Annotated in this window: 4 protein-coding genes; all 4 read left to right on the forward strand. The window is 62.1% G+C overall.

The genetic code is table 11. The features are described from left to right. Positions 1 to 7: 7 nt before the first annotated feature. The 4 genes from BME24068_RS20325 to BME24068_RS20340 all read left to right on the forward strand — a co-directional run bounded on the left by BME24068_RS20325 (position 8) and on the right by BME24068_RS20340 (position 13588). Positions 8 to 7645: a type I polyketide synthase gene (locus tag BME24068_RS20325; protein ID WP_174927168.1), complete on the forward strand. Its 7638-nt coding sequence runs from the start codon at positions 8 to 10 to the stop codon at positions 7643 to 7645. A gap of 7 nt (positions 7646 to 7652) precedes the next feature. Beyond that, a complete protein-coding gene (locus tag BME24068_RS20330; protein ID WP_174927169.1) occupies positions 7653 to 9011 on the forward strand; it encodes an aminotransferase class I/II-fold pyridoxal phosphate-dependent enzyme in 1359 nt (452 codons plus the stop codon). Positions 9012 to 9064: 53 nt separating this feature from the next. Then, on the forward strand, positions 9065 to 10231 hold the full coding sequence (locus BME24068_RS20335) for a nucleotide sugar dehydrogenase (protein ID WP_174927170.1): 1167 nt from the start codon (positions 9065 to 9067) through the stop codon (positions 10229 to 10231). A gap of 111 nt (positions 10232 to 10342) precedes the next feature. After that, positions 10343 to 13588, forward strand: a complete 3246-nt coding sequence (locus BME24068_RS20340) for a rhamnosyltransferase WsaF family glycosyltransferase (protein WP_174927171.1) — start codon at positions 10343 to 10345, stop codon at positions 13586 to 13588. Positions 13589 to 13724 lie beyond the last annotated feature (136 nt).

A 13724-nucleotide genomic window follows, 5' to 3' on the forward strand; every position in this document is an offset into this window, starting at 1 on the left:
CAAGCACATGAGCAAATGCGTCGCTTTAGTCGGATTGGCGTTTCGATTTCCTGGAACAGATAGTCGTCACTACTGGAACGACCTGCTCAACGGCAAGGACTGCGTCACCGAAGTCGAAGCCGGCAGATGGTCGAAAGACGCATATCTGCATCCAGCCAAGGATCATCCGGGTACCGCCTACACGTTCGCCGCAGGTTCGATCGGGGACGTCTCCGGTTTCGATGCGGATTTCTTCGGCATTTCGCCACGCGAAGCCGCACTGATGGACCCGCAGCAACGACTGTTGCTGGAACTCGGCTGGGAAAGCATCGAAAGCGCCGGCATCAAGCCTTCGTCGCTGCGCGGCAGCGACTGCGGCGTGTTCGTCGGTATCGCCAGCGCCGACTATTCGTACCGGATGGCAGACGACCTCGCGACGGTCGATGCGTCCATGGCGACCGGCAATACGGCCAGCATCGCGGCCAACCGCCTGTCCTACGTCTTCGACCTGCGCGGCCCGAGCCTGGCCGTCGATACCGCGTGCTCGTCGGCGATGGTGGCCTTCCACCTCGCCTGCCGCGCGATCGCCAACGGCGAAATCAGCCACGCAATCGCGGGCGGCGTCAGCCTGCACCTGCATCCGTACGGTTTCATCACGTTCTCGAAGGCGTCGATGCTGTCGCCCAACGGGCGCTGCAAGGTTTTCGACGCGTCCGGCGACGGCTACGTGCGCTCGGAAGGCGGCGGCCTGTTCCTGCTGAAGGACTACGACCAGGCCGTGGCCGATGGCGACCGCATCCTCGCCGTCGTGGCCGGCACCGCGGTGAACACCGACGGCCGCAAGTCCGGCCTGACCGTGCCGAGCGTGGACGCCCAGGCCGCGCTGATGCGCCAGGTCTACGAGCAGGCCGGCATTCCGCCGAGCGCGATCGATTATCTGGAAGCCCACGGCACCGGCACGCCGGTCGGCGATCCGATCGAAACCCGCGCGATCGGGCAGGCGCTCGGCCAGCGCCGCGCCGCCGATGCGCCGCTGCCGATCGGGTCGGTCAAGAGCAACCTCGGCCACCTCGAAGCGGCCTCCGGCGTCGCCGGGCTCGTCAAGGCAATCTATAGCCTCCAGCATCGCGTGGTGCCGGGCACGATCGGCATCAAGGAATTCAATCCGAACATCCGCTTCGACGACTGGAACATCGAAGTCCTGACCAAGCCGTATCCGCTGCGCGAAACCGGCACGCTGACCATCGGCGTCAATTCGTTCGGTTTCGGCGGCGCCAACGCGCACGTGATCCTGCAAACGCCCGCCGAAGCGGCCGGCACGCCGGATACGCGCGCGGCAGCGGCGACGACGGCCGCCGTGCCCATGATCGTCACCGGCCGCAGCAGCGCGGCGCTGCAGGCCAACGCCCGCAAGCTTGCCGACACGCTGCGCGGCCCGGACGCGCCGGCGCTGTACGACGTCGCGCATGAAGCCGCGCTGCGTCGCGACTGGCACGAAAAGCGCGCGGTGGTGTTCGGCACCGATAGCGAACATGTCGCGCAACTGCTCGAGCAGCTCGGCGCCGACGATGCGGCGAACCCGTCGATCCACGAAGGCGTCGGCGTGCGCGACGCGCAAGGCCCGGTCTTCGTCTATTCCGGCAACGGCTCGCAATGGGCGGGGATGGGCAGCAAGCTGCTCGCGCATCCGGTCTTCAAGCAGACGATCGCCGAAATCGATCGCATGTTCGCCGAGCTCGCCGACTGGTCGCTCAACGCGTTGTTCGAACGCGACGCGCAGGACGGCATCTACGAGCGCACCGAAATCGCGCAGCCCGCGCTGTTCGCGCTGCAGGTCGGCGTGACGCGCATGCTCGCCGAGCAAGGCGTGCGGCCCACCGCCGTCGTCGGACACAGCGTCGGCGAAGTCGCCGCCGCGTGGGCATGCGGCGCGCTCTCGCTCGCCGATGCTGTCGCGGTCATCTATCACCGCAGCCAGCAGCAGGGGCTCACGAAGGGCAAGGGACGCATGGCGGCCGTCGGCATCGACGGCATCGCCACCGCCGCATTGCTCGACGAACTCGGCCTGCAGGACGCGCTGTGCGTCGCCGGCTACAACAGCGCCAAGGGTGCCACGCTGGCCGGCGCGCCGCACGCGCTGGAGCAGGTCGGCCAGGTGCTCGCCGAGCGCCGCGTGTTCTACAAGCAGCTCGACCTCGATTACGCGTTCCACAGCAGTGCGATGGATCCGATCGAAGCCCCGCTCAAGCAGGCGCTGGCCCCTATCCGGCCGCAGCGCGCGAGCGTGCCGTTCTTCTCGACCGTCGCCGGCGCCGAGCTCGACGGCACCGCGCTCGATGCCGACTACTGGTGGCGCAACATTCGCGTGCCGGTGCGCTTCGAGCAGGCGCTCGACAGTCTCGTCACGCAAGGCAGCAACGTGCTGATCGAAGTCGGCCCGGCGCCCGTGCTGCGCAACTACATCAACGAAACGCTCAAGCAGCACGGCAAGACCGGTCACTGCATCCCGACCGGCCGCCGCACCGACGACGCGCCCGAGCGCGTGCAGGCAGCCGCCGCGCAAACGCTGATCAGCGGTGCGCCGATCGACTGGACGCGGTTCTTCCCGAGCGACGCGGCCCGCGCCAAACTGCCTTCGTACGCATGGCAACGCGAGCGCTACTGGCACCCGGTCACCACCGAGTCGCTGAACCAGCTCGGCCGCCGTCGCGTTCATCCGCTGCTCGGCTACAGGATGACCCAGCAGACCCAGCCTGCATGGGAAAACCAGCTCGATACGCTGCTCCAGCCGTGGCTCGCCGACCACGTGGTCGGCCACGCGACCGTCTTCCCGGGCTCCGGCTTCGCGGAAATCGCGCTCGCCGCCGCGCTTCAATGGCACCCCGGCGACCACGCGGACATCGAGGAACTGGAGATTCATGCGCCGCTGCTGCTGTCCGCCGCGCCGAGCAAGATCACCCGCCTGTCGCTCGACGAAGGCGACGGCCGCTTCAGGCTGCGCAGCAAGCCAGTCGGCAGCACCGATCCGTGGACCGTGCACGCCAGCGGCCGCCTGCTGTCGGGCGCGAACGCGCAGCAACTGGCCGAAATCGCGCCGGCGCTGCCCGAACGCGAGCCCGACTTCACCGGCGCCACGCACCTCGCGCTGACACGCGCGGCCGAACTCGACTACGGCCCGGCCTTCCAGGCCGTGTCGCACGGCTGGCTCGAATCGCCGCAAAGCGTGGTGGCCGTGCTGCACGCGCCGCAAGCGCTGGCCGACAGCCTGCCCCACAGCCTGCTGCACCCGGCCCTGCTCGACTGCACGTTCCAGCTCATCATCCAGATGCTGAAGGACGATCCGTCGCTGGGACAAGGCATCGCGTTCGTGCCGACCCGTATCGGCCGGCTGCGCTGGCGCGCCGGGCAAGGCACGCCGCACCGCGTGCGTGCGCGCCTGCTGAAGCGGGCGCCGCATTCGCTCACCGCCGAATTCGCGATCTTCGACGAACACGGGCAGCAGATCGCGGCCGTCAGCGAAGCACGCTTTCGTAGCGTGCGCCTGGCGAAGGCGCACACCGAGCCGCTCTCGTTCCTCGACTACGCCGCCACGCCGAGCCCGCATCCGCAGAGCCAGCAACCCGCGAACACCGCGCTGCGACGCAACGCGCTGCAGCCCGCGCTGCGCGCGACGGTCCGCTCCATCGCGACCGACGGCCTGCTCGAACGCTATGCGCAGGAAGTCGATCCACTGCTGGAAACGTTGTGCGACCGCTATGCCGCCGAAGCGCTGCTGACGCTGTCGACCGACGGCCGGCTTGACGCCGCCGCGCTCACCGCTTGTCGCGATGCCGCACCGCACGCCGCCCCGCTGCTCGACTGGGCGCTCGGCCGCAGCGCGCGCCGCCTGCCGGATTCGCAGGACTGGCAGATCGATGTGCCGCAAGACGACGGCGCCAGCACCGGCGACATCTGGAACAGCCTGCTGCGCGAATACCCCGACTACTTCACGCTGGTTCACGCGACCGGCCGTGTCGGCCTGCATCTGCCGGCCCTGCTGACCGGCTCGGCCGCGTGGGCCAACGTCTGCCCGCGCGACGTCACGCCCGTCGAGCTCGCGCACTACGTGCTGGGTGATGAAGCGAACCAGCGGCTGTCCGACACGCTGAGCGCGCACCTCGAGAAGGCGCTGGTCGCGCGCGCGCCTGAGCAGCGCGTCGGCATCGTGGAAATCGGCGCCGGCGCATCGCGCGCGACCGCCGACCTGTGCCGCCATCTCGATTTCGCGGTTGCAGACTTCAGCTACGCCAGCTCCGAGGATGCAGCGCTCGAACACGCGGAACGCCTGCGCGAGCATTGCCCGGAGCTGTCGGTCCAGCGGATCGATGCAAGTGCGGCAAGCCCGGGCCGCGATGCCGACCTGATCGTCTTCCATTGCGACTTCGGCAACCCGGATGCGGCCCGGCTGGCGCTGCAATACGGCGCGAACCGCCTCAAGCCCGGCGGCACGCTGCTGCTGTGGGGCACGCAACCGGCCGCGTGGATGGACTTCATCTTCGGCGGCAATGCCGCGTGGTGGGCCAAGCGCGCCGACGGCACGCCGGTCTCGCCGCAACGCACGGCCGCCTACTGGCAAACCGAGCTGGCGCAACTCGGCCTCGAATGTGACGAGCCGCTGGAACTCGCGCCGGAAAGCGCGTGCGGCCCGTATCTGCTCGCGGCCGGCTTGCCGGTCGAAGCCGCCGCCGTCGCGCAGCCGCAACCGCCTCAAGGCGGCTGGCTGATTCTCTCGGATGCGCACACGGCCGGCGAATCCGGCCCCGCACGCAAGCTCGCCGACCATCTGTCGAGCCGTCGCCGCCTGCCGGTGCGCGTCGAGACCGACGTCACGCCCGAGCAGCTGGATGCGGTACTCCAGCGCGCGCAAGCCGAGCTCGGCGACATTCGCGGCATCGTGCATCTCGCGGGCCTCGCATACGGCGCGAACCTCGCCGACGGCGACGATCCGCAACGCCTGCTGCAAGCCCAGGTGCAGCGCTGCGCGCTGGCCGCCGGGCTCGCATCGGCGTGCGAGCGCGCGGGCCTGAAGACCACGCTGTGGCTGCTGACGGCCGGCGCCGCACCGTTCCTGCCGAGCGCGCCGAGCAGCCGCTACGCGACGCTGAACGACGCTTCGCTGTGGCTGTACGGCCGTACGATGATCAACGAGGCCGCCGGATTCGACGTTCGCCTCGTCGACCTGCCGCAAACCGAACCGGTGCCGCTCGACGCGCTCGCGCGCGAGCTGCTGTGGCCGGACGGTGAACAGGAAGTCGCGCTCGGCGCAGCGGGCGAGCGCTATGCGCCGCGTCTGCGCAAGAATCCGCGCCCGCATTCCGCAGCGCCGGCGACACCCGCTTCCGCGACCGATACCGCGCTGCGTCTCGGCTTCGAAGTGCCCGGCCAGTTGCGCAACCTGCGCTGGGAAGCCCATACGCTGCCCGACGTGCGCGAGGACGAGCTGCAGATCCGCGTCGAAGCCACCGGCCTGAATTTCCGCGACGTGATGTACACGCTGGGCCTGCTGTCCGACGAAGCGATCGAAAACGGCTTTGCCGGACCGACGCTCGGGCTCGAGTTCTCGGGCGTCGTCGAGCGCGTCGGCCGCAAGGTCACCGGATACAAGCCGGGCGACGCCGTCGTCGGCTTCGGGCCGGCCAGCTTCGGCAACCGCGTCGTCACGCAGTCGAGCGCGCTGTCGCACATTCCGCGCAGCCTGTCGTTCGAGGCCGCGGCCACCATTCCGAGCACGTTCTTCACCGTCTACTACGCGTTCCACCACCTCGCCCGGCTCGAGCCCGGCGAGCGCGTGCTGATCCACGGCGCGGCCGGCGGCGTCGGCATCGCCGCGATCCAGTTCGCACAATGGATCGGCGCGGAGATTCACGCGAGCGCAGGCTCGGACGAGAAGCGCGACTTCCTGCGCCTGATGGGCGTGAAGCACATCTACGATTCGCGCTCGCTCGAGTTCGCCGACGAGATCCTCGCCGCGACCGATGGCGAAGGCGTCGACGTCGTGCTCAATTCGCTCGCGGGCGAAGCCATCAACCGCAACCTGCGCGCGCTCAAGCCGTTCGGCCGCTTCCTGGAACTCGGCAAACGCGACTTCTACGAAAACACGCGCATCGGCCTGCGTCCGTTCCGCAACAACATCAGCTACTTCGGCATCGACGCCGACCAGCTGATGTCGAAGCGCCCGGATCTGACGCGACGCCTGTACGGCGAGATGATGGCGCTGTTCGAGGAGGGCGTGCTCCGTCCGCTCCCTTATCACGCCTTCGATGCAAACGATATCGTTGACGCGTTCCGCCATATGCAACAGGCGCGCCAGATCGGCAAGATCGTCGTGACCTATCGTCGCGGCCTGCAGGCAAGCGCGGCGGCACAAACCGCCGCCCCCGCGGACGAGCTGCGTTTGCGCGACGAGGCCAGCTATCTCGTCACCGGCGGCCTGTCCGGTTTCGGCCTGCGCACCGCGCAATGGCTGGCCGACAAGGGCGCGCGCCACCTCGTGCTCGCGAGCCGAAGCGGCCCCGCATCGGACGAGGCAAAGGAAGCGATCGCCGCGCTGCGCGAACGCGGCGTGGACGTGCATGCCGCCGCGTGCGACGTCACCGATCGCGCGGCGCTCGCCGCGCTGCTCGCGCACGTCGATGCGCACATGCCGCCGCTGCGCGGCATCGTGCACGCCGCGATGGTCATCGACGACGGGCTCGTGCGCGGCGCAACCGCCGCGCAAATCGAACGCGTGATGGCGCCCAAGATCGTCGGCGCACTGCATCTCGACGAACTCACCTGCGCACTGCCGCTCGACTTCTTCGTGTTCCACTCGTCGGGCACGACGCTGTTCGGCAACCCGGGGCAATCGAACTACGTGGCCGCCAACGGCTGGCTCGAAGCGCTGGCCCGCCTGCGGCGCGCGCGCGGGCTTCCCGCGACCAGCCCGCGCTGGGGCGCGATTGCCGATGCCGGCTTCCTCGCGCGCAACCAGAAGGTCAAGGACGCGCTGCAAAACCGCATGGGCGGCAGCGCCCTGCCCGCCGCGACGGCGCTCGATGCGCTGGAAGACATGCTGCTGGGCAACGTCGGCGACCTCGGCGTGCTCGAACTGGACTGGCGTGCGCTGTCGCGCTTCCTGCCGAGCGCGCAGACGCCCAAGTTCGCCTGGGTCGCGCGCGACGCGGCAACGTCACATCAGGACGAGGACGGCAGCGACGACGTCGCCGAGTTGCTGGCCACGCTGAACGACGAGGAACTGCACCCGGCCGTGGTCGACATGATCAAGCACGAAGTCAGCGAGATCCTGCGCGTACCCGCGGACAAGATCGACCCCGATCGTTCGGTTTACGATATGGGCCTCGATTCGTTGATGGGTGTGGAGCTCGTGGTGGCGCTCGAAAGCCGCTTCGGCGTCCGGCTGCCGGTGATGGCACTCTCCGAGAGCCCCACCATGACCAAGCTGGCCACGCGGTTGATCGAGGTGCTGCGCGGCGAAGAGCCGGCCGAGCCCGACACCGTTGCCCAGCAGGTTGCGCATGTCGTGGCCCAGCATACCGAGGATGTTTCCAGCGAAGCGATCGCCGAGTTCACCGACGAAATCAAGGCTGCACAAGAAGCCGGCCACAAGCCGGAACGCATGATCCGATAAGCGCGACATGAGCAAGACCAAAACCACCGGACTGCCGGGCCTCACCTCGGCCCTGAAGAACAAGCTCATCCAGCAGGCGCTCGAGCGCAAGCTGCGTGAAGCCGGGCGCGAGCAGCCCGCGGCCGCGCCGGCGGCGGGCCGCAGGACGGCGGCTTCCGTGCCGGAAGCCTATACGCGCTTCGACCAGTATCCGGGCTATCGGCAGTTGCGCATCATGAGCGACGGCGCGGCGCGCCTTGGCTTGCGCAGCCCGTTCTTCAAGCTGCATGAAGGGACGGCCGGTGCACAAACCCGCATCGGCGGTCACACGTACGTCAATTACGCCAGCTACAACTACCTCGACATGTCGGGCGACCCCGTCGTCTCGCAAGCCGCGAAAGATGCGATCGACCGCTACGGCACGTCGGTATCCGCGAGCCGCCTGGTGTCAGGCGAACGGCCGATCCACCGCGAGCTCGAACGAGCGCTCGCCGAACTGTACGGCGTGGACGACGCCATCACGTTCGTGAGCGGCCATGCGGCCAACGTGACGACGATCGGCTACCTGTTCGGGCCGCGCGATCTCGTCATTCACGACGAACTGATCCACAACAGCGTGCTGCAGGGGATCCAGCTGTCGGGCGCGAAGCGCTTTTCGTTCGCGCACAACGACGCCGATGCGCTCGAGCGGCTGCTGACGGAACAGCGGCATCAGTTCGAGCGCGTGCTGATCGTGCTGGAAGGCATCTACAGCATGGATGGCGACTACCCCGACCTGCCGCGCTTCGTCGACATCAAGCGCCGTCACCGGGCGTTCCTGATGGTGGACGAGGCCCATTCGCTGGGCGTGATGGGCAAGACGGGGCGCGGGATTCGCGAGCACTTCGGCCTTGCCGGCGATGCCGTCGACATCTGGATGGGCACGCTGAGCAAATCGCTGGCCGGCTGCGGCGGCTATATTGCCGGCGAGACGGCGCTCATCGAGCATTTGAAATTTCTGGCGCCGGGGTTCCTGTATAGCGTGGGAATGCCGCCACCGGTCGCGGCCGCTTCGCTCGCAGCGCTGCGGCGCATGCTGGAATTGCCCGAGCGCGTGGCCGCGCTTCAGGCGCGCGGGCAGTATTTTCTTGCGCAGGCCAAGGCGGTGGGAATCGATACGGGCAGCAGCGCGGGAATTGCTGTCGTTCCGGCGATTCTCGGCAGCTCGCTACGGGCGACCAAGTGGTCGGACGCCCTGTTCGAACAAGGAATCAATGTGCAGCCCATTCTTTATCCGGCGGTGCCGGAGCAGTCGGCGCGGTTGAGGTTTTTCATCGCTTGCACGCATAGTGAAGCGCAGATCGACCAGACCGTGCAGGCAATGAAGGGGTTGCTCGAGAAACGATAGTCCCGGTACGTTGAGTACGCGGTCCATTCCAATTCCAAATCAATCAACGACTCATGAAAATCGCTATCGCCGGCACCGGCTATGTCGGGCTTTCCAACGGTATCCTGCTCGCTCAGCACCACGAAGTCGTCGCACTGGACATCGTTCCCGAGAAAGTGGAGATGCTCAATCGCAAGCAGTCTCCGATCATCGATACCGAGATCGAGGATTATCTCGCGAACAAGCGCCTGAACTTCCGCGCGACGCTGGACAAGCACGAGGCCTATGAAGGGGCGGACTACGTCATCATCGCCACGCCGACGGACTACGATCCGGAGACCAACTACTTCAATACGCGCTCGATCGAAGCCGTGATCAGGGACGTAAAGGCGATCAATCCGCGTGCGGTGATGGTGATCAAGTCGACCGTGCCGGTCGGATATACGGCGAAGGTTCGACAGGATCTGGATTGCGATCAAGTGATCTTCTCCCCTGAATTCCTGCGCGAAGGTCGCGCGCTGCACGACAACCTGCATCCGTCGCGAATCATCGTCGGAGAACAATCGGAACGAGCCAAGGTGTTCGCCGAACTGCTTCAGGAAGGCGCGATCAAGAAGGACATCTCGGTTCTTTTTACCGACTCGACTGAAGCGGAAGCCATCAAGCTCTTCGCGAATACCTACCTCGCGATGCGTGTGTCGTACTTCAATGAACTCGACACCTACGCGGCGACGCACGGGCTGGATACGCGGCAGATCATCGACGGGGTTTGCCTTGATCCGCGGATTGGTAGCCATTACAACAATCCGTCGTTCGGCTACGGTGGATACTGTCTGCCCAAGGACACCAAGCAGCTCCTCGCCAACTACAAGGCCGTGCCGCAGAACCTGATTCAGGCGATCGTGGCGTCCAATACGACGCGCAAGGACTTCATCGCTGAAGACGTGCTCCGTCGCAAGCCGAAGGTGGTCGGGATCTATCGCCTCATCATGAAGAGCGGGTCCGACAACTTCCGGGCGTCAAGCATCCAGGGCGTGATGAAGCGGATCAAGGCGAAGGGCGTGGAGGTCATCGTGTACGAGCCTGCGCTGAAGGAATCGTCATTCTTTCACTCTCGAGTTATCGAAGATCTAGAGGCGTTCAAGCAAGAGTCTGACGTAATTATCAGCAATCGAATAGCCACCGCATTAAAGAACGTTTCGGAAAAGATTTATACCCGAGATCTTTTTGGAAGCGACTAAGACCCGACATCTCATCCAAGGCAGCAGCAGAATCACCACTTCAGCATGCGCCTCAGAATTACTCTACGACGAATCGCATTTAAAAATCCCGAATGTTGGAGAATTTAAAACGTGACGAAACCTGACTTCAATTTCCTCCGGGGGTGGTATCCGGATATTGCCAACTTGGATGACGCAACTCTTCAAGAGCACCTATTGAATCAATCAAGTCACCCCAAAAAATTCCACACATTTGCCGAAATGGCACAGGAACTGGGGCTAGATGAAAAGGCAATCCCGGATGATTTTGATTGGGAAAAATACAAGAAACTCAATGAAAATCTACCTCAGAAATCCAATCAATGGCAAATAATGCTTCATTACCTCAGAAATGAGGCTCAAGAACAGAATAACAATCAAACAATCGAAAATTTCGAGAATCCCCCTCGAACCTCACTCGACATTGCACTAGAACCTGAAGACCGCATCATGGCTAAAGCAGAAGATTTTGATAAGAGTCAAGAAATAATCAATCCGGATTTTGTCACCACACATGAGGATTCCCGTGTACCTACGGATATCCAAATGTTCGAAACTGTAGTCAATGAATTCGACTCAACGGCAAAAAATGGCACCACCGACGATACTCCTCAAGCTCTCGGGGTTCGTCCAGATCGTGCCCAGCGGGAAGCAATCAGCATTATTGTCGATCTCGATGAAGAGTGGTATTCGAGCGCATACAATCTACCGGAATCTGTAGAGCCTCAAGCACACTACCACAACATCGGCGCTAAAAATTTACTTGCACCAAATCTCGAATTTTCACCGGTAAGTTATTGGCAATTAAATCCGGATGTGGCGAGAGATTTCATGGAGCCGATCACTCACTACACCCGCCACGGGTATGATGAGAAGCGTCGCTTCAATTGCCCGACTCCCGCTCAAGAACGAAATCGCCGCATTCATCAACCGGAAGCAATTGACCGGGCTCGTGATTTCTTTAAATTCGATTCTCAATATTATCTCTCCAACCGCCCGGATCTGGATTCGACCAAAATCGATCCCTGGGAGCATTACTATCACTATGGTGAGTTCGAGGGAGCATGTCCGTCACCTTTCTTCGATGGGCGATATTATCGCAAAGCATATGCTAACGAGTTGTCCGGCTGGCCTCTCTCCGCGCTCGAGCATTTTCTCGCGATCGGCTTAATCGTTGGTTTCTTTCCGAGTGAAGAAGTTGCAACGGCTGCGAAGCGCATGAAATTACAGTCCGCCATCGAGTGGGTCGGCCATTGGCTGAAGAACACCGACATGCGTGCTTTGCCACTCAATACCGGCTCCAGCGATACACGTATCGCAGCAGCATCAGCGCTCCACATGAATCGTGCGACGCATGCAAAACGAAGAGTTTTGAATTGGGTTATTCCGCGATTCTCTAAAGGTGGCGGTGGCCATACCACTATTTTTAGATGTGCTCGAACGCTGTCACGCCTCGGATGGGAATCCATTTTCTGGGTGGATGATGCGACAGAGATTTCCCAGATCGATGCGCTTTATAGCGAATACGTTGGATACTTCCCTTCGACATCGGTTTCATTCCGGCTTGTCGATAGTGGATTCCAAACAATTGAAGGCGAATTCCTTATAGCAACTGCCTGGACAACCGCGTACACAGTTGCCAAAAACAAGCAACCCAATATTCGCCTGTATTTTGTCCAGGACAAGGAAAGTCTCTTTTTAGCGGCCGGAACCGATGCGCTTCGAGCAGAATATACATATCAGATGGGATTTGATTTCGTCTGTGCTGGCGAATGGCTCGAAAAACTGGTATCAGACAAAGGCGGCGAGCACGTGCGCTTCGAATTATGCGCAGAGCCCTTTTATCAGCAAAAAGATACTCCGCTAGCAGAACGAGATGTTTTGGCTGCAGTGTACGTTCGAGGTCACACCAGCCGCCGTTGCTCCGATTTGATGATCGACGTGGCCAATCGGCTAGCCAACGCCGGGCAAGGCGAAGTCGTCATCTTCGGAGACGATCATCCTGGGGAAGCAGTCAATGACAATGTTACAAACATGGGAATATTGCCGCCACAAAAAATGGCGGAGCTTTTCCATCGTGCCAAATTCGGATTGGTTGCATCTGCAACAAATTATTCAATTCTTCCCGTTGAGATGGCCTCTTCGGGCCTTATTGTCGTACAACCGACTTCTGAATCGACCAAAGAAACCACGGATGCACATGGCGCCATCTCAATCGCACCGTCCTCCGAAGTAATCGTTGACCATGTCCTGAAGCTTGTTGATGGGCTCGACCAAGAAGCCTTCGATCAACTACGCAAGCCATACATGGAATTTTCGCGCTCACTCTCATGGGAAGCCGAGTTCGAAAAGATCGCTGCGTGGATGGATAATAAAATCGCTCCGGCTGCGCCCAGAATCTCTCTGCGCAAGCCCGCAACGGTCGTTATCCCGACGTATTATCCTGATGAAAACTTCGTCGAAGTCCTGGATGCGATCCACGGACAGCTTTGCTCATACGACGTTACAATCCAAGTTGTCGATTCTCGCAAAAACGGGGTTGCATCGCCCGTCATCGAAAAAATCGAACAACATCGATTGGCTCAAGTCCATGTCATCGACGCCGCTACGTTCCAGCACGGCGAAACGAGGAATCTAGGCGCCAGCCTTACCGAAGCAGATTTTTATGCCTATCTGACCCAGGATACCCTGCCTGCCAGCGAATACTGGCTCGAGTCCTTGTTGACCCCTCTCCGGATGCTTCCTAACTGTGGCTACAGTTTCGGGCCGCATCGCGCGTACCCCGATCATCACCCGATCTACGATATCGAACTTATCGAACACTTTAACGGGTTCGTTCATCATGGATTCGTAACCAATCGGTCTCAGCACGGCGATCGCTACAACAAGGAGCCGTACTTCCGAGCTGGATTGTGCTTTAACAGCGACAACAATGCTGGATATCGAGGTGATTTGTTGCGCCGCTATCGCTTCCCGGCGGTCGAATTTGCTGAAGATCAGGGCATCGCAAAACGATTGCTGGACGCCGGATTCTCTCGTGGCTATTGCCCCGGTGCCGTCGTCTTTCACTCGCATGACTACACAAATAATTTCGAAGAATCGTATCGCCGCGGCATCGAAGAAGGAAAAGCTCTTTTTCAGAACTTCGACATCGTTCGATTCCAGTCGAAGACCGAACTTATTCATTCAATTCAACACACCAAGAAAATGGTTTTGGCAAATGCCATCAAGCTTGGCTTATGCCACGCTGACGTCGGCGACATTACTGAAGCAAAAATAAAATATCTTGAAGGTGTTTGGTCTGCATCCAAGCAAATTCTTGCAACAAGAGAATTCTGAAATTTTATAATTTCCTGAGAATTTGCGTGTCCTTCGCTACCCGGTGGTCTATGATGAGCGTTCGGGTAGCGAAGAAAAGAGTGTTGTCGAGCTGGGTGAGGCTGGGTGAAACTGTGGCCGACGCCAGATCAGTCGT

The sequence above is a fragment of the Burkholderia anthina genome, from assembly GCF_902498995.1.
GTDB classification, from domain to species: Bacteria; Pseudomonadota; Gammaproteobacteria; order Burkholderiales; family Burkholderiaceae; genus Burkholderia; species Burkholderia anthina.